The sequence below is a fragment of the Achromobacter sp. ISS7 genome (genome assembly GCF_056523125.1).
Window position 1 is genome coordinate 216,319 of record NZ_JAWRZD010000002.1, and the last position, 15,652, is coordinate 231,970.

Below are 15,652 nucleotides of genomic sequence, written 5' to 3' on the forward strand. Positions count from 1 at the left end.
GCGACTTATCGATCGCCGCCTCCAGGCCCTTCGGAAGGCCGGCCGCCTTGCATACAGCCGTAAGAGCGGTTGGACCCTTCCTCAGGCATCGGCGGAGCAACGTTGATGGCGTTCGTAGCATATCGGGGTGGCCCAGACCAGCAAGTTTTCGCGCGCGTCTCATTCTCCTCTCTCGAGGCCGGCAGGTCGATCTGCTGGCACGACTCCTCGTTGTACGGTCTGCACGACACCAACGAAGAGCGCACCCCTGCCGATGACGCCTGGGAGCGATTTGGCGCCGACCTGGTCTCCACGTCGTTGGTTTGCGGGCATCCGCCGCATCGAGGTCCGCAATGATTAATGTGCCCATCACCCCTGAGATCCAGAGTCTCATCGACCGCGGGGCGGTGTTCGTGGCGAACCACTCAGGGGGGAAAGATTCTCAGGCCATGTTCATCGCGCTCTCTCGCATCATCCCGGCGGCGCAGCTGGTCGTTGTTCATGCGGACCTCGGCGAAGTCGAGTGGGATGGCGCCCTAGAGCATATTCGCGCCACGATCGGGCGAGTACCGCTTCGTGTCTGTCGATCCCGACGTAGCTTGCTGCAAATGATCGTGGACCGTGGGAAGTTCCCTTCCCCGCAGCAACGCCAATGCACGAGCGACTTGAAGCGTGGGCCAATTGAGCGGGAGATTCGACAGATGAAGGTGCCGCTCATCGTCAACTGCATGGGCATGCGAGCGCAAGAGTCCCCTCGTCGCGCAAAGCTTGCCACGTTCAAGTACAGCTCTCGCAACAGCAAGGCGGGTCGCGAATGGTACGACTGGCTGCCAATCCACGATGCAGTTGTTGAACAGGTCTTTGCCACGATCGCATCGGCCGGCCAGTCGCCTCACTGGGCATACGCCGCAGGCATGTCGCGCTTCAGCTGCTGCTTTTGCATCATGTCGAGCAAGGCTGACCTTCGTACCGCTGCGCAGCTCAATCCGCGCCTTTACAGCACGTACGTAGAACTGGAAAAGCAAACCGGCAACGTCATGATGATGCCGACAAAGAAGGACGGGAAGCTCACCCTCGAGCAAATCACAGGGATCAAAGCAACCGAGATTCCGCTGCCCTGGCCGAAACGATTAGCAGATCGTGAACCTGAACTCGCCGCACATCCGTAGCGACCCTCCTCGCCCAATTCCACAACCTCAACAAAGAGAGATTTATGTCCAAATCTGAAGATGGCCTTCGCCTCACCTGGGGCGGCTCCTTCGCCCTCACCTACGTCTTCATTGTGGTGGGCATCTGCTTTTACGGTGCCACCAGTGTTCTAGACACGGCCCTGTTGCAGGTGGCCGCGACTTTCGCACTGTTGCTCCTTGCGTCGGCCGCCTACCTCCGAATTTGGCAACTGGGGCTTGTTGTGGTCGGCTGGTTGATGATCTTCCTGGCCTTCGGGGGCACCATGGCCTTGACTAAGGATCAACCGATTTCTCCGCCCGACGCAGGCAAGATGCAAGCGATGCTCGTGAATGTTGAGGAAGCCGTAATGATGCTTCCCTACGTTGCGACCGTTGCCCTTGTCGTCGTTTCGTTGGTGAGTTGCGGTGTAGCCGCCCGCCAACTATTTCGTCGGCGCCGCAGCAGTTGATAACGCGGCTTCACTAATCCGTCGTCATCTCCCCGCGATGAGTGCCAAAGCAAATTTCTCATGAACACGACCAACTCCACCATGCCCACTCCCTCCCGCCCCTCCGCCAAGACCACCAATCCCGACGCCGCCGTGCAATTCATGGAAGAGCTGCTCGAGCAGCACGAGACCTTGAACGACATCGCGATTCAACACGGAAGCCGTACGCTGGCCGACCTCATGTACATGCAACAGGCGATTCTGACGGGCGGCTTTGTAGACGCCTGGCCCGACGAATCCGGCCTGATCAGCGTGCTGAAGACGCTCCCGTCTGTTGAACACTGGCGTAGCTATGTTGTCGCCGCGGATCCTTCGATCGATCTCGATGCGCACTTTGGCTCCTCCTCGAGCACGCCCCCGGCAAGCGCGCGCCCGACCTCGAAGCCGTAGCAAAACCGCACACCACGCCTTCTTCCTCCGAACCCAACTCAAGCATGAACATGATGATCAAAGCTGGAATCCTCGCCCTGCTGGCCGCTGGCTGCTCAACCCTGGCCTATGCTCAAGAGGGCCCTCCGCCGAGCGCTCCCCCGACTGAGGTTTCACCCCTTCCTCCCCTTCCGGCGATCCCGCGATTCCAGGTAAAGCCTGTCATGGTGAGCGTCACCTACACACCGGGGCCTGATCGCTTCTTTGGCGATATCGAGAAGGCACCCGCCGCCCAGACCGTCTCGATGACGGTGGCATCTATGCCGGCGAACCTCTCCAAGCTCATCACCACGCCGTATGTCTCCAGTTGTGCGCTGGTCGCGACATGCGCTGGAGGGCAGAAGGAGAAGGAAAAGATCCATTCCGAGGTGGAGACAGGACTTCGTATGGACCTAACGCTGCTGAATTCCGCCCACTTGACGACCGATCCATTGCCGGACTCAGCGGATGTGCAGTTCCGCATTTCACTCTCGGGTCTGTCAGTTACTCCGCCTAAGACCAGCGATCAGTGCGTCGACTTGCTGACCGTAGGCCATATCACTGCCAGCGGCGTAGTGGCGGTGCCATTCGAAGGCTCCGTCGAGCATCTGATGGGCGATGCAGGCAAGCTCACATTCACCGCTCGGCGCTGATATACGGTTCTTTCTGACGCACAGCCTCGTGGGGCTACAGTTCAGGGCGGGCGCACCGTTATCAACGGTGTACCCCGCACTTTCGCGGCTAGAATCTCCGATCAAATCCGTTTTAAAGAGAAGCTGTGCGCACGTTGGTCATCCTCGTCTTCTGGTGGTTCGCTATCAGCCAGGCCCTTCAGTTGGGCGGCATCTGGCAGTTGCGCGCTCATCCAATGCGCGACGTCACCGTGTACGTCGACCCCAATCAGACGATTAAAGGGCAGTTGTCGCGCGAATGGGACGGGACGTGGATCTTGTCAGCGGAAGACGGCAAGCATCACTTCCTCATGGGTGAAAGCCCACCAGCCATGAGCTACAAGCTGGACACCAATCGTCATAGCAGCTTCTTAGACCACTGGCGAGCGTTGCTTCCCATGTTGCTGGTTACCGTTATTGCGATGATGCTCCTGGCCCCTGGAGGGAGATTAGGCGTTTGCACCGCCTTTTGATGCGGTAACCAGAAGGCGCATTGAATCTTCAACAGCCCCCCACGCCAGACACTCTTGAAATTCAATAGTTGGTTTTGGTAGTGTGTTTCTATCTATTTGATGGCGACACACATGACTTCTCTCTGCCCGTCCAGCGTAGCCCCTGCCCCACGATTCATTGGCCGCAGCGCCTACGCGCCGGCAATGCTTGCCCGTAGCAAGACGCCCCGCGTCAAGAAGCAAGGCCTCGACGAAATGCATCCGCTGCTGGCTAACCTCCCCCTTGACTTCGGGCACGAGCTGGTGATCGACAACTTCGCTGGAGCTGGCGGCGCGAGTGAAGGGATCGAGCGCGCTATCAAGCGGCCAGTCGATATCGCCATCAACCACAACCCCGTCGCACTCGCCAGCCACGCCGCAAATCACCCCTACACCCTGCACATTGCGGAGTCCGTTTGGAACGTTGACCCTATCGTTCTGACGCAGAATCGACCGGTTGGCCTGGTTTGGCTGAGCCCCGACTGCCGCCATTTCAGTAAAGCCAAAGGCGGCACTCCCGTGGCGAAAGAGATCCGAGGCCTGGCCTGGGTCACTCTGCGGTGGGCTCTAAAATGCCGCCCTCGTAACATTATGTTAGAAAATGTTACAGAATTCCAGACTTGGGGCCCTTTGATTGAGGTTCGTCCAGGCTGCTTCATGCCGGATCCGGCGCTGCGCGGAGAAACGTTTGATGGCTTCGTTCAGATGCTCAGCGATGGGATCGACCCAAACCACTTTGCGCTTGCCGAGGCGTGCGACTTTCTGGGCATCTCCATCGACAGCGCGGAAGCGAAGCGCTTGATCAAAGGTCTGGGTTACAAAATCGAATGCCGCGAGCTGCGTGCCAACGACTATGGCGCGCCCACCATCCGTCGCCGCTTCTTCATGGTGGCGCGCTGCGACGGGCTGCCCATTGTGTGGCCGGACGCATCGCATGGCGGAGAGGGGCTGCCGCCCAAGAAGCCTGCCGCGGTCTGCATTGACTTCGACCGCCCCGCCTTCAGCGTCTTCGACCCCGAACGGCCGCGCCAGCTCGTGCCGAACACACTGCGCCGGATCACCAAAGGGCTCTTCAAGCACGTCCTTGCCACTGACATGCCCTACATCGTCCCTGCCAGCGGACGTGATGATGGTCGCGGGGAGGAAGCTCAAGCCGCAGTCATGACGCCCCTCCGAGGCACGTCGGAGGCGCACATGATTGGTCGTTCGCTGCACGAGTCAGCACCGACCGTGGCCGCCAGTGGCACGCACCATGGACTTGTCGGCGCCAGCCTGATCACGATCGGCTATGGCGAACGCGCGGGACAGGAGCCGCGTGCGCAGGACCTGCGCAACCCATTGGGCACTGTCGTCGCAGCCAACAAGCACGCGATTGCTGCTGCGCATCTCACTCATCTGACCCATCAGGGTGATCGTTCTGGGTACAGCCTCCATGAGCAGGTGCGGACCGTCACTGGAGCCAATCGTGGTGAACAGGCCCTGGTTACGGCATTTCTCGAGCAGGCCTACGGCGGTTTCTATGAGGGCCACGGACGCAGCCTGGAGGACTCCATGAGCACGATCATGGGCTCTGGTTCGCAGCAGAGGCTGGTAACTGCCTACCTGGTGAAGTACTACAGCGAGGGTGGTCAAGATCAAGCGCTGACGGACTCCATGCACACGCTGCCCACGAAAGCTCGAATGGGTCTCGTGCAGGTGACGAATATTCCCCTGGACAGCATCTCTCCCGACCACCGCGAACGGGCCCGGGCCTGCGCGGCGCTGCTGCGAGAGTATTTGCCCGAGGAGTTTCCTGGCGATGCCGAGTACGTTGTCACGTTCCTGCGTGGCCAATGGTGGCTACTGGCCGATCTCACCATGCGCATGCTGGTGCCCCGCGAGCTGTACCGCGCGCAGAGCTTTCCGGAGAGCTATATCATCGACGAAATCCCTGACCCGAAGCTGCTCTTCGTGAACGGAGTGCAAGTCGACGGAGATCCGCGCTTGCTGCCGCGCGTGCCGCTGTCGAACACCGACCAAGTCAAGATGTGCGGCAACAGCGTGTGCCCCCTCGTCGCGGAGGCGCTCGTCGCAGCGAACTTCCACCACGAAGAGCTTATGCCCAGCCGGTTGGTGGCGTAAGCCAGTCAAGTCGTGACTATGCCCCTTCTGGCCTGCCGGCAGGGCTTCGACCTGGGTCGTGAGGCATTGACGGGACTTGGTCGAAGCCCTGACACCGCTCGCGGTGTCGGCGGCGCGAGAGCGACCCGGGCAACCCACACACAACAATGGAACCTTCATGATCCAGGATATCTTTCAACCATCCGCAGAAGAGCTGGCCAGGCCGGAGTGCATCGCAAAGTCGCTCAGCCTTCAGTATCAAAAAATGAAGCGCGTCGGTAATGGAAGCTTCACTATGCCCGCGGGAACGACCGCGACTGTGCTGTGCTTCGACGGCATTTGGCGTTTCGATTTCGAGGATGGATCTAGCTTGTACTGCACCTTTGGTGTGATCGACGGCAGAGAGGCCTTTGACGCAATGACCTGGGCGGCTCCCGACGAAGAGAAATAGCCCGTCCCGAGGGTTGCTATTGGCGGATCTATTCCAGCCAACCCGTGGTAGTCTCACTGCCGCTCATCACCTGATGTTGTTTGCACACCTTACAATCACTCGGATTGACTGTCGCCAGCGCGGATTTCACGGGCTTATCCTATATCCGGACCATTGAGATCCCGGCTTGGGGCCATGTTGTATTGTTTTTGGACGCCCTATGCTTGTGGCTGTGCCTCGTGGGCGGGGCGTGGAAGGCTTTGGCGAACACGGTGATTTGGCGATTCCAACAGTCATATCCACAACATCGCAGCCAAAAGCGCAAACTGTGAAATGGAGCGGTTCAATGTCAGCCGCCAACGGTAGAGAATTCGGAACCTGCTAGCCCGCCCGAGCCAAGTCGCTTGGTGGTGAAAAAATTGAATCGCAAGGACTAACAGCAGTTCACATTCAGAGCCTTCCGTAGCACTGCCAGCTCACCGCGCGGTGATGACTAGGTCACAGGGATAAGCTCGCAGGCAAGTCCACTACCATTCCATCCCGCCTCCACACTGCAATAAAGTCGCGTCCAGTCCGCCCCCTAGAGAACAGCCATTCCGGCTCGATTTTGGCGTGCGGCAGCTTCCAGATCGGCTTTTGCGCATGGACCCCTGTGTTCCCAATGAAGACGTAGGCATCGCAGTTGGCGACAATCTCCGCTTCATCCACGCCGTGCTCGTTTCCGCCGGCCGCCTGGTTGTTTGGATCGTACTTATGGGTAAACCACGAGGCGATGACGACCTTCGGCTGCAAAGCCTTTACTGCATCCAGCGCATCGAATTGCTCAACATCTTGCCCGTAGCGGATGGTCGGCTGCTGGATCGACGCGTAGAACTGCCTCACTTCCGGCCGGTTCTGCAAGAAATTGTCTACGCCTCGGATGTTGACCCCCATCGCCCTCAACGCCCTCGAGAGTGCCCCGGTCCCGGCACCGATCTCAATTGCAGAGCGGCCGGCGATGTACCGCGCCAACCAGGCAACCAATTCTTCCGTCGGCAAGCCGTACAGCGCCTGTTTCACGCACAGCATCAGACGCTCATTCAGCGTCGTAGTTGCGTAGAACGACGCAGGAAGAACTCGTGGCCCCCCCTCCGCCTCCATGACGGCGGGGGCGAGATCGCGAGTGCTCCTCGTGTCGAGGACGAAAGGTCGAAGAGTCATATGAAATCTCTGTGGGTGTGAAGGGACCTTATAGATTCCGCTTCAAGCCAAATGAATCCGTGAGTTTAGCTGCCGCCCAACAGGCCCGACGTCTTGAAATTTGAGCTACCACATTGCTAGGATGGTTCTCACATCAAAACAACGACGACAAAGCTATGCCTCGCGAAACTAAAACCCATCGCCTCGATGCCGAAGACATGCGCCGCACCCTGCAGTTGGTCCAGGCTGGTGAAATCAGCGTCAGCCGCGCAGTTGAGGTATTGGACATGTGGCTCGCCGGGCGCTACACCGATGACCTTCTGCCGCCCCCGGCCGATTGTCTTCCGGTGTTGAACGATGATCGCATCATCGCCTCATTCCAATCCGCCGGAGTCGAGTTTCAGCGCTTCGTTGACGCGCGGGGGCGGGAGGTCCATTGGACTTCTGGCTCCCAGGATGCATCCCTCCTGATCGACGGAGTGCGCACCGTTCTCGCCGCACAAGATCAAGCCAGTGCATTGCTCTGACTACTGAGCGCACAGTTGCGGCTCCATCGGCTGCTTAGATCATTGCGAACACCTGTTCTTGACCCTCATGAAATCTTATCTTGTCGCCGTCGAATACGACATTCTCCGCGGCCTCACCCCCTCGGAACGCGTTTCCATCCCCTTGGAGCGCCGGCCGGTTCGGGTGGCGACCATGTTGCGTGAAGACGCATTCGTCGCCTCTGGGGGCGTCATGAAGCACCACATCACGGTGTTCCTCGAGGATGAAACCCACGATTGGCGTTGGGATAGCGGTCGCTTCCGGTACTACACCCGCGTCGCGGACAAGGCTGATGTCCTGGTGGCTTACCAGACGGTATATGTGGGACCATTTGCGCCTGAGGAATGGGTGAGAGCATTCATGGCAGAGCATAAGCTGCATCAGGCTCGCCGCAACCTGGCTACACACCTCGTGCAGGACGTATATGACCGCCAGCTCGCCGAACTGCGTTCCCTGCCTGCAGAGCGGCGCATCGTCGCGTCTGCCATCAATTCAATGTCTCGTTACCTCAACGACAGCGGCGACGCTCGCTTCGCTCCCTGGCAATCCGACCTTGCTGCATGGCTAGCGACACATAAGGGATTTGCAACAGTGCTGTCGCATCACGCGAAGGATCGCTCGCCGTCGATGTAGCCGCGGAAGGGGCATTGAAACTCCGGCATCCGATTTGATAGCCTGTATGGACAAATTTAAATTTTCAGACAGAGATCATGGCAAAACGAGCAAACGTCTTCCCTGGCGCGGTGGTAAAGGCATTCTTCGCTGACGAGAGCGAAACTTTTTGGCCCCAGGGCAGCCATGTAGACGAGGACGTCTACATCGTGGATGGTGTTGAGGTTTCCGACGACTTCGATTCCGCAAAGCTGGACGACTCCGCAGCAGTCGAAGTTGTGAGCGGCTTTATCGTGCTCGAAAGCGGCGACACCAAAGATCTGCTCACGCAGATCCGCAAGTGGGTCAAGATTCAGAACACAGAACGTATGTTCATCGAGTTCCCGAAAGAGAAGCGAGCCGAGGTGGCCGCCGCCTTGGCCGCAGTTGGCGTCAAGTTGCCCTGACCTCAGCGAGGCCTGCATGTCACAGAAGAACCAGCGAGTAGTCGAAACCAAGTGGGTCGGCACCGGCCGAACAGAGATTGACCTGGGTCACACCTGGACCACTCCGAATGCTGCCAAGAAGATGATGCGCGAGCTTAAGCAAAAGCACCCTGCTCGCCTGTTCTCGATTCAGACCCTTCAGACAAAGCGTTAGGGGGATCGAGCTAAACTGCGTTCAATTTTTCGTTTTCACGCCCCCATGAGCATCGACCGCGCCCCCCTGATCACGATCGACAGTGAGTCCTCGAAGGACTTGGACGACGCGTTCAGCGTCTTCGCTAATTCAGACGGAGGCTTCGACGTTCGCGTCGCGATCGCCAATCCCCTGGAACACGTCCCGATCGGCTCGAAGCAAGATCTAGCGGCACAGGCACTGGGGGCGACGGTCTACGTTCGGGACTTCGCTTTGCGGCCGATGCTCCATGAGAAGATCTCGACCAACTTGGCTAGCTTGGTTCAGGGGCGGGAGCGCCAAGCCATTGTGTTCAATATGCGGCTGGCCCCCGGGCTCGACGTCGTTGATTTTGATCTCGATCTGAAGTTGATCCGGGTGGAGGAGCGCCTCAGCTACAAGTCCATTCCAGATGTTCTGGAAACAAAGGGCCATTCCGCCCACCAGGTGGTGTCTACTGCTGTGCGCCTGTCTTCGGCGCTGCTGCGCAAGCGGCGAGAGAGCGGCGCGCTGGCGCTCTACGACATGGCGCGTATGCTAATGACAACCGAAGATGGGCACATTGTCCGGGCGCCGAGCCGAGAGGCAATGATCGGGAATATCGTCATCCAGGAACTGATGATCCTGACCAACAGCCAGGTCGGGCAGTACATGGTCCGGAAAGGCCTGCCCGGGGTGTTTCGAAATCACCGACGTACCGCGGCCGCGCCTCGCGCTCATGACCTTGCTCAGACGATCGAAAGCTGGATGGACGCCGGCACGGTCAGCGCACAGCAAGTACAAGATCAATTCAACGCCATTGTCGGCCGCGCGCGCTACGAGGCTACCGTTACCGGCCACTATGGCTTGAGTTTGCCCGTTTATCTGCACATCACCTCCCCTCTGCGCCGGTATGCCGACCTCGTGAACCTTCGTCAGCTCAGCGCACACGTGAAAGAGGAACCGCTGCCGTATGACTCGGCCCAGCTCGAGGCGTTGACTTCGGACTTAAACCAGGTGCTCGACCAGCAGCGCACCGACCGCGAGGAGTCGTACAAGCGCAAGGTCGCAGAATCTGCAGAACGGCAGCTGGCCGCCGGCGACCTCGAAGCAATGGAAGAGAACCAGCTGTCTGCTGCCATCAAGATGGTCGTTGAGGCAGGTGCTTTTCCAGCCTTGCTCGAAGACGAGTTGGTTCGCCGCGCTACCCTTGACATCCTGCCGGCGGCGATCGCGACCCGTCTCATCTTTCAGCTTCCGCTCCCTTTTCTTTCCGAAAGGCTACGCCTTACTCTGCGGGACTGGTTGGCGAGCACCCCCGCTCGAGCTGCTGCAATGGTGAACTCGGCTGTGCAGCTTCAGGCCATTACTGAGGCACCCGGAGAGGTGGTCCAGGATCCGCAGACGATGGTGTTTACGGCCCATGCCGAGTTGCGTCTTGAGAATGGATCATTGCACACCGGCACCGGGCGGGGTGCCCAGAAGCGCCAGGCTATCCAATTGGCCCAGGTGCAGGCGCTTTGCTCCATCCTTGGCGTTCCTGACGCCGTGCCGGCGGCAGTCCCCAGCATTGACGCTAGCAGCCCATCCGAAGGAAACACCAAAGGTGCCCTGCTCGAGTGGTGTCAAAAGGCAAAGATCGCTGCGCCGGTCTTCAAGAACACTTCGGAGGGGGCCGCGCACTGCCCGGCATTCGGCGCTTCGGTCACGATCGTCTACCAAGGCAAGACGTACGCCGCGACAGCAACGGGTGCCGGCTCGAAACGTCTGGCCGAACAGCAAGCTGCGCAGTCGCTCTTAAACCAACTCGGCCAGGTAAAGCCCGGACGCACTTCCAAGCCGGATGTGCTGGCCACGGCTAAGGCGGCGGCAGAGAACCCGGTCTCCCAGCTAACCATCTGGTCTCAAAAACAGAAAGACGCGGCCGTGACCTATGCGTTCGTCGCGCTGCCCGGCAACACGCCTGCATTTCGTTGTACCGTGGATGTCCGTCTTGGCGAAGAACACTGGCTGGCTGAGGCAGATGGGACCAGCAAGCAGCAGGCCAAGACTGCCGGTGCCGCGGCGGTCCTCGATCTAATGACGCACTGAGTCGCGCGTCGATACCTGCAGAAGCAAGAAAAAGGCCCCCCGAAGGGGCCCCTGACAATCTGGCGATTTACGCCCGGTTCACCGGACGATCATCAAGGTCGATGAAAGTGTCAGTATCGCGGTTCACGATCACGCGCCCAACGTACCGATCTTGATCGTACTGATGCGGGTTGAACGTCACATCGACGCCGCGTTTTTTCAACGCGGTAAGCGAGCGCTTGTCGAGTTCGCCACCCGGAGCGATGTACTCACGGACCGTTTCGCGTGCTTCCTCGACCTTCTTCGCGTCTTCGTGCGGAAGCTGGTCCAGCACATCCTCGTGGTTGAGCGGATCCCCTTCGCAGTCGATATTTTCGGGCATCTCGATGTCCCGGGTGGCTTCGATCGCCTCGACGACCTCGTCCAGCGTGGGCTTTGTCATTCTCATGTTTTTCTCCTGTTGCTCAGTTCCGGCAATAAAGCACCGGCGTCGACACAGACTGCCCAACTTTGGGCAAGCCTGATAGAAGACACTGGGGGCTCAAGGCGAGTTCACAAGGGTGGGGAAAACACCCTTGTCTTGGTCGTGATGGCAGGTTCCAGGCACATGGAGAGGTTGAATTTCAATACTCGGTTTTGCTATCTTGATTATCACTTAATAAAGGTGACTCATGAACCAAGCCTCTACCGAGTTGAAAGCGCTGTTTACCCTTGAAGGTCGTAACGTCTATGAGGGCGATGAGCTCCACGTGGATCCGGTCTTTCACCGAGAAGCTGGCGCGCGCGTTGAAGCCTATCGCGCGGCAGACGGCTCTGGCGTGGCTCGTTGCCGCAGCGCAAGCGGCGCAGTGCCCCTGCTGCCGTTGCATGCCCTCTCCTGGCAGCCCTTCCCCGAGACGGTCGTTCGCGAATCGCTGGTGCGAGGTGGGCTGCGGTCGCCGAGCACCGGTCACCTGCAAGCCTACGAAATTGGCCGCAAGGAAGCGGCCGAAAGCACTGCGCGTCTGCGTGCGGAGGCTGACCGAGCGATCTTGACGCTCCAATCTGCCCTCATCGATCTTCGCGCCAGTAATGTGGCCGAAGCTCAAGCACGCATCGAACATCTGCTCCAGTTGTTTGGCGCTACGGTGGACGAATCGCACTGTGATGCTGACGCGTACTTTCAGGCGGGGCTTGGTGGCCAAGGTGCTGCAGCTGTGCCTGCAAAGACAAGCCAGGTTGCCGACCAGGTCGCGCTTGATGAAGCACGGAGGCTTGACGAATCCATCAAGAAAGCCTTCGAGGACGCTTACATTGCTTGGCATCCCTACCTCGCGCCAGTCGTCCGTCGCCTGATCCTGACCGACCGCGCTCGCCAAGATGTCGCAGGTCCGCTCCCCAGGCTGGGGAATTGGCTGAGGGGCTACGACACGGGCGTCTCCTCAGAAACCATGGCCGCGGTCTATCTCGGCGCTCGAGACGGCGATTTTGACGCCCCCCATGACGCCGGAGATTTTGGCCGTTGTTACCGGCTACTCGCTGCAGTCCCTGAGGTGCGTACGGCCTTCCCCCGCATTAAGCAACTCATTCCGTCCTTTGCCGGCGTAATCGAAAACTGGGCGGAGCTGGCTGATCTGTACGAGCGCGGGCAGGACACTCGTAAGGAATTCTCCGCGCTCCTCGCCTCCTCGCGACGTCCCGCAGCTATCGCCGCCGACGAACTCTCGGAATGAATTCCGCCTAGGACGCTCATATGACCACGAATCACACACTCACCGCCGCCGATCGCAGCGCGCTGCTCGCCCTGGCCGAAAGAATCGAAGCCTCGAAGGATGTTCCCATCCCCATCGACGTATCTGCGGCGCAGCTGCTCCGCAACCTCATCGCCAGTGATCACCTGTCGGCCGTGCCCGTGGCTTATCAGGTAAGAAGGCTCGACGCCTCGGCGCCATGGGAGCCTTGCACGCTGGAGCTTTACGAAGCCACGCTCCAGACGGGACGCTACTGCGGCCTGAAGAACGGCCCTCAATCTGAGGTTCGTGCGCTGGGGGTGATCGAGGCTCAAGATCTTCCCCGCGCTCTTCCAGTCGCTGGGGGGCACTGATGGCTTTCAACGTCATCCCAGGGTTCACCGGGCTTGGCCGGCGACGCGGCACGCTCCTAGGTGAGGGCTCTCACCCGATCAAGACCTACAACCTCCTGCTTTTCACCGTCGTGGTGTTCGAAAGCCAGCCGACCATTCAGGCGTTTGCGGAGTTTTTGAAGGCCAATGCGAGCCCCGACGAATACTTGGCGGAGCACCGGCCACAGGTTCGAGCCAGGCTGCGCCGGGCGGTTGAGAAGGCCAAGCGGCAGGCATCCCAGGACGTCCGCGGCCGCGTTGAAGCGAACGCCGCAGACACCCAGCAGGTTCGCGAGCGATGTGGCCGTCTCCAATCGCGGGTTGACGACCTTCAACGCGCACTACGCTGTCAGATCCTGGCGATGGCTGATGCCCTCCAGGAAGCCGAAGATAGCCGACTGAGCGTGGATCGTTACCTGTTCCTTCGTTCGTTGATCGGACCGGGCAACAAAGGCAACCCCGAATGGACCGAGTTCTTGGCATTTGTCAGGGACCAGCCCGACACGCCAGAAGGCTTCGAAGCGGCCATTGATGCTGCCATGGCTGCCCGCAAGTCGCTCGCCGCACAAACCGAGCGAGGACAGTGATGGTCTACGTAGATCACATGCAGGCGTCCTACAGGCGGATGAAGATGTGCCACATGCTGGCCGACAGCGATGACGAGCTGCACGCGATGGCAGAGCGTATCGGTGTCGCGCGGCGCCATCACCAGAAGCCTGGCACACCTCATAGCCATTACGACATTTGCCGGGCCAAGCGAAAACTGGCTGTGAAGGCAGGCGCCATTGAAATTACTCGCTCCCAATTGGGCGCCCTGATCCGGTTGAAGCGTGCCCGGGAAAGCCAAGCGGTCGGTGCCTAACCTAACCCACAAACATAAAAAGGAATTGCTGTGCCTACACCTGAGTTGGTGACCTGCCCAAAGGACGAATACGAAGCCATGTGCGCAGTCATGGCCACTCTGGATCCGGCCACGGTTCCTGGACTGACTGTGGCCCAGCGATGCGCGCTTGGCGCCTTCGCAAAGCCCCATAAAGCTGACGATGCGCGCTCCTCCGAGGTCCGCATTCTTCGCGGCTACGTCAAAGACCTGGAAGACACCCTCGATAAGATCGCTGTGTCGCTCGGCGTTGAGGGACGCCGGCCGGAACTACTGATCTTCAAATGTGGTCAGGTCGCAGAAGCGCTCCAGGCCAGTTCGGAAGATGCTGCTCGTTGGCGGTGGATCCATCCCTTTCTTGAGCTCGAAAGCGATTTCCTTTACGAATCCGGAACCGCCCGTTACTCGCTCATTCACCTGAAAGGCGACCAGGTCGATCTACCTCCAAGCCTCTACTACAAAGATGTCGTCGCCGGCGTGGATGCGGCGCGCGCTCTCGCAAGGAAACAAAATGGCTGAAAACAGCAAGATCGAATGGACGGACCATACGTTCAATCCGTGGGAAGGTTGTCAAAAGGTAGGTCCGGGCTGCGACCATTGCTATGCCGAGACGCGCAACGCTCGGTTTGCTGGTGGCAAGGCCGTGAACTGGGGGCCAGGCGCTCCCCGTCGGCGCACCAGCGCGAGCAATTGGCAAAAGCCCGTTTCCTGGAACGCCGCTCACGCGGAATTCCTCGAGCGACATGGCCGGCGTCAGCGCGTCTTCTGTGCCAGCCTGGCTGATGTGTTCGATAACGCCGTGGATCCAGCCTGGCGCAGTGATCTATTCGATCTGATCGAACGGACCCCCAACCTCGACTGGCTGCTGCTGACCAAGCGGATCGGCAACGTTGCGCGCATGCTTCCATCTCTGGAATGGGCCCGGCGCGACAACCTCTGGCTGGGTGCAACGGTATGCAATCAAGCAGAGGCGGATCGTGATATTCCGAAGCTGCTGGCGCTCCCTGCCCATGTTCGCTTCCTGAGCATGGAGCCGCTGCTCGGCCCCGTTGATCTTACGCCCCATCTGCAGGCTGCATCGACCGCGGCAACCCATGCGCTGGATTGGGTAATTGTCGGAGGGGAAAGTGGGCCGGGGGCGCGTCCCATTCACCCCGACTGGCCGCGCAACCTGCGCGATCAGTGCCAATCCGCTGGCGTGCCCTATCTCTTCAAACAATGGGGAGACTGGAGGCCAATCTGCCAGATGGACGAAGACGAGCACCGGGCCTTGTACCGGTCCAACGTCGTGGCGCGCGCCAATGAGAGCCAGGTCAACCTGGACGATATCTATGGAAGGCGCTGTACCGTCGACACTGGCGTCCTTCACGCAGACGGTACCCACCTGGACATCACGGCGCCCATGGCATTTCGACAAGGTTCCGGAGCTATGCAAGTATTTCGCGTAGGGAAGCAAGCGGCCGGACGTGAACTGGATGGGCTTCTATGGAGTGCTGGACCGTCGCAACAGGCGAGCGCGCCGGCAGCACTCCCAGGAAGCACCTCATGAGTTCCTGGGTGAAAGAAGTTGAGGCCAGCGAGGTCAAGGATGGCCAACAGTACTTCGTCGCCCGGCGTCGCTTGGAATATGCGCCTGGCATGTTCTCAGAATGGCGCTTCCAAGGAACCGACTCGAAACATCGCACCGTCTTCATCAAAAAGCCGGGTATTGCGACCATCTTCACTGGAGGTCCTAAGCTGCGCGCACAGCTTGTGCGCATGACCACGCTGATTGCCGTCGAGGTGCCAGCGGATGCTCACAAGCGTTGGCGCGCACGCGTTCTTCGAACTGGATGATGCAAACACCAAAACCATTGAACTTCTATTCTCCA

The 15,652-nt window shown here is 59.5% G+C and carries 20 protein-coding genes; 18 read left to right on the plus strand and 2 right to left on the minus strand.

Going from position 1 to position 15,652, the window contains the following annotated elements; genetic code table 11:
• The first annotated feature begins 332 nt into the window (after positions 1-332).
• The 7 genes from AC1HFW_RS32730 to AC1HFW_RS32760 all read left to right on the plus strand — a co-directional run bounded on the left by AC1HFW_RS32730 (position 333) and on the right by AC1HFW_RS32760 (position 5,778).
• Positions 333-1,148 (plus strand): phosphoadenosine phosphosulfate reductase domain-containing protein, encoded by an 816-nt coding sequence (locus tag AC1HFW_RS32730; RefSeq protein ID WP_479286891.1) that lies wholly within the window; start codon positions 333-335, stop codon positions 1,146-1,148.
• A 44-nt stretch (positions 1,149-1,192) separates the two neighbouring features.
• Positions 1,193-1,618 (plus strand): hypothetical protein, encoded by a 426-nt coding sequence (locus AC1HFW_RS32735; RefSeq protein ID WP_479286893.1) that lies wholly within the window; start codon positions 1,193-1,195, stop codon positions 1,616-1,618.
• 60 nt (positions 1,619-1,678) lie between these two features.
• On the plus strand, positions 1,679-2,047 hold the full coding sequence (locus AC1HFW_RS32740; RefSeq protein WP_479286895.1) for a hypothetical protein: 369 nt from the start codon (positions 1,679-1,681) through the stop codon (positions 2,045-2,047).
• A 44-nt stretch (positions 2,048-2,091) separates the two neighbouring features.
• Positions 2,092-2,718, plus strand: coding sequence for a hypothetical protein (locus tag AC1HFW_RS32745; protein WP_479286896.1), 627 nt, complete (start codon positions 2,092-2,094; stop codon positions 2,716-2,718).
• A 125-nt stretch (positions 2,719-2,843) separates the two neighbouring features.
• Positions 2,844-3,209, plus strand: a complete 366-nt coding sequence (locus tag AC1HFW_RS32750; protein ID WP_479286898.1) for a hypothetical protein — start codon at positions 2,844-2,846, stop codon at positions 3,207-3,209.
• A 183-nt stretch (positions 3,210-3,392) separates the two neighbouring features.
• Positions 3,393-5,348 (plus strand): DNA cytosine methyltransferase, encoded by a 1,956-nt coding sequence (locus AC1HFW_RS32755; RefSeq protein ID WP_479286900.1) that lies wholly within the window; start codon positions 3,393-3,395, stop codon positions 5,346-5,348.
• 157 nt (positions 5,349-5,505) lie between these two features.
• Positions 5,506-5,778 (plus strand): hypothetical protein, encoded by a 273-nt coding sequence (locus AC1HFW_RS32760; RefSeq protein ID WP_054432579.1) that lies wholly within the window; start codon positions 5,506-5,508, stop codon positions 5,776-5,778.
• A 477-nt stretch (positions 5,779-6,255) separates the two neighbouring features.
• Here AC1HFW_RS32760 and AC1HFW_RS32765 read toward each other — a convergent pair whose 3' ends face one another.
• Positions 6,256-6,825, minus strand: a complete 570-nt coding sequence (locus tag AC1HFW_RS32765; protein ID WP_457988102.1) for a class I SAM-dependent methyltransferase — start codon at positions 6,823-6,825, stop codon at positions 6,256-6,258.
• Positions 6,826-7,112: 287 nt separating this feature from the next.
• Here AC1HFW_RS32765 and AC1HFW_RS32770 point away from each other — a divergent pair, with 287 nt between their 5' ends.
• The 4 genes from AC1HFW_RS32770 (at position 7,113) to AC1HFW_RS32785 (ending at position 10,821) form a co-directional block, all read left to right on the plus strand.
• Entirely contained in the window at positions 7,113-7,463 is a 351-nt protein-coding gene (locus AC1HFW_RS32770; protein ID WP_457988101.1) for a hypothetical protein, read from the plus strand.
• Between the two features lie 67 nt (positions 7,464-7,530).
• On the plus strand, positions 7,531-8,115 hold the full coding sequence (locus tag AC1HFW_RS32775) for a hypothetical protein (protein ID WP_479286903.1): 585 nt from the start codon (positions 7,531-7,533) through the stop codon (positions 8,113-8,115).
• Positions 8,116-8,192: 77 nt separating this feature from the next.
• Positions 8,193-8,540, plus strand: coding sequence for a hypothetical protein (locus AC1HFW_RS32780; RefSeq protein WP_156350261.1), 348 nt, complete (start codon positions 8,193-8,195; stop codon positions 8,538-8,540).
• Between the two features lie 238 nt (positions 8,541-8,778).
• On the plus strand, positions 8,779-10,821 hold the full coding sequence (locus AC1HFW_RS32785; RefSeq protein WP_479286905.1) for an RNB domain-containing ribonuclease: 2,043 nt from the start codon (positions 8,779-8,781) through the stop codon (positions 10,819-10,821).
• 67 nt (positions 10,822-10,888) lie between these two features.
• Here the strand turns inward: AC1HFW_RS32785 and AC1HFW_RS32790 are convergent, their stop codons facing one another.
• Entirely contained in the window at positions 10,889-11,248 is a 360-nt protein-coding gene (locus AC1HFW_RS32790; RefSeq protein ID WP_054432585.1) for a hypothetical protein, read from the minus strand.
• A 223-nt stretch (positions 11,249-11,471) separates the two neighbouring features.
• Here AC1HFW_RS32790 and AC1HFW_RS32795 point away from each other — a divergent pair, with 223 nt between their 5' ends.
• The 7 genes from AC1HFW_RS32795 (at position 11,472) to AC1HFW_RS32825 (ending at position 15,617) form a co-directional block, all read left to right on the plus strand.
• Complete coding sequence (locus AC1HFW_RS32795) at positions 11,472-12,512, plus strand: hypothetical protein (protein ID WP_054432586.1); 1,041 nt, start codon at positions 11,472-11,474, stop codon at positions 12,510-12,512.
• Positions 12,513-12,532: 20 nt separating this feature from the next.
• Complete coding sequence (locus AC1HFW_RS32800) at positions 12,533-12,883, plus strand: hypothetical protein (RefSeq protein WP_479286907.1); 351 nt, start codon at positions 12,533-12,535, stop codon at positions 12,881-12,883.
• Positions 12,883-13,488 (plus strand): hypothetical protein, encoded by a 606-nt coding sequence (locus tag AC1HFW_RS32805; RefSeq protein ID WP_054432588.1) that lies wholly within the window; start codon positions 12,883-12,885, stop codon positions 13,486-13,488. Before AC1HFW_RS32800 ends, AC1HFW_RS32805 begins: the two co-directional genes overlap by 1 nt.
• Positions 13,488-13,763 (plus strand): DUF4031 domain-containing protein, encoded by a 276-nt coding sequence (locus tag AC1HFW_RS32810; protein ID WP_479286909.1) that lies wholly within the window; start codon positions 13,488-13,490, stop codon positions 13,761-13,763. Before AC1HFW_RS32805 ends, AC1HFW_RS32810 begins: the two co-directional genes overlap by 1 nt.
• Positions 13,764-13,853: 90 nt before the next feature.
• Positions 13,854-14,300, plus strand: a complete 447-nt coding sequence (locus AC1HFW_RS32815; protein ID WP_479286910.1) for a hypothetical protein — start codon at positions 13,854-13,856, stop codon at positions 14,298-14,300.
• Positions 14,293-15,330 carry a phage Gp37/Gp68 family protein gene (locus tag AC1HFW_RS32820; protein WP_479286911.1) on the plus strand — a complete coding sequence of 346 codons (1,038 nt, stop codon included), beginning with the start codon at positions 14,293-14,295 and terminating at the stop codon, positions 15,328-15,330. The genes AC1HFW_RS32815 and AC1HFW_RS32820 overlap by 8 nt, the downstream gene beginning before the upstream one ends.
• Positions 15,327-15,617, plus strand: a complete 291-nt coding sequence (locus tag AC1HFW_RS32825; protein WP_479286913.1) for a hypothetical protein — start codon at positions 15,327-15,329, stop codon at positions 15,615-15,617. The genes AC1HFW_RS32820 and AC1HFW_RS32825 overlap by 4 nt, the downstream gene beginning before the upstream one ends.
• Positions 15,618-15,652: the final 35 nt, after the last annotated feature.

Bases quoted from the DNA above. Each gene is read 5' to 3' on its own strand.
- AC1HFW_RS32745 (WP_479286896.1), top strand. From the start codon at position 2,092: ATGAACATGATGATCAAAGCTGGAATCCTCGCCCTGCTGGCCGCTGGC.
- AC1HFW_RS32780 (WP_156350261.1), top strand. From the start codon at position 8,193: ATGGCAAAACGAGCAAACGTCTTCCCTGGCGCGGTGGTAAAGGCATTC.
- AC1HFW_RS32775 (WP_479286903.1), top strand. From the start codon at position 7,531: ATGAAATCTTATCTTGTCGCCGTCGAATACGACATTCTCCGCGGCCTC.
- AC1HFW_RS32765 (WP_457988102.1), bottom strand. From the start codon at position 6,825: ATGCTGTGCGTGAAACAGGCGCTGTACGGCTTGCCGACGGAAGAATTG.
- AC1HFW_RS32815 (WP_479286910.1), top strand. From the start codon at position 13,854: ATGGCCACTCTGGATCCGGCCACGGTTCCTGGACTGACTGTGGCCCAG.
- AC1HFW_RS32820 (WP_479286911.1), top strand. From the start codon at position 14,293: ATGGCTGAAAACAGCAAGATCGAATGGACGGACCATACGTTCAATCCG.
- AC1HFW_RS32730 (WP_479286891.1), top strand. From the start codon at position 333: ATGATTAATGTGCCCATCACCCCTGAGATCCAGAGTCTCATCGACCGC.
- AC1HFW_RS32760 (WP_054432579.1), top strand. From the start codon at position 5,506: ATGATCCAGGATATCTTTCAACCATCCGCAGAAGAGCTGGCCAGGCCG.
- AC1HFW_RS32755 (WP_479286900.1), top strand. From the start codon at position 3,393: ATGCTTGCCCGTAGCAAGACGCCCCGCGTCAAGAAGCAAGGCCTCGAC.
- AC1HFW_RS32770 (WP_457988101.1), top strand. From the start codon at position 7,113: ATGCCTCGCGAAACTAAAACCCATCGCCTCGATGCCGAAGACATGCGC.
- AC1HFW_RS32795 (WP_054432586.1), top strand. From the start codon at position 11,472: ATGAACCAAGCCTCTACCGAGTTGAAAGCGCTGTTTACCCTTGAAGGT.
- AC1HFW_RS32800 (WP_479286907.1), top strand. From the start codon at position 12,533: ATGACCACGAATCACACACTCACCGCCGCCGATCGCAGCGCGCTGCTC.
- AC1HFW_RS32785 (WP_479286905.1), top strand. From the start codon at position 8,779: ATGAGCATCGACCGCGCCCCCCTGATCACGATCGACAGTGAGTCCTCG.
- AC1HFW_RS32735 (WP_479286893.1), top strand. From the start codon at position 1,193: ATGTCCAAATCTGAAGATGGCCTTCGCCTCACCTGGGGCGGCTCCTTC.
- AC1HFW_RS32810 (WP_479286909.1), top strand. From the start codon at position 13,488: ATGGTCTACGTAGATCACATGCAGGCGTCCTACAGGCGGATGAAGATG.
- AC1HFW_RS32825 (WP_479286913.1), top strand. From the start codon at position 15,327: ATGAGTTCCTGGGTGAAAGAAGTTGAGGCCAGCGAGGTCAAGGATGGC.
- AC1HFW_RS32790 (WP_054432585.1), bottom strand. From the start codon at position 11,248: ATGAGAATGACAAAGCCCACGCTGGACGAGGTCGTCGAGGCGATCGAA.
- AC1HFW_RS32805 (WP_054432588.1), top strand. From the start codon at position 12,883: ATGGCTTTCAACGTCATCCCAGGGTTCACCGGGCTTGGCCGGCGACGC.
- AC1HFW_RS32740 (WP_479286895.1), top strand. From the start codon at position 1,679: ATGAACACGACCAACTCCACCATGCCCACTCCCTCCCGCCCCTCCGCC.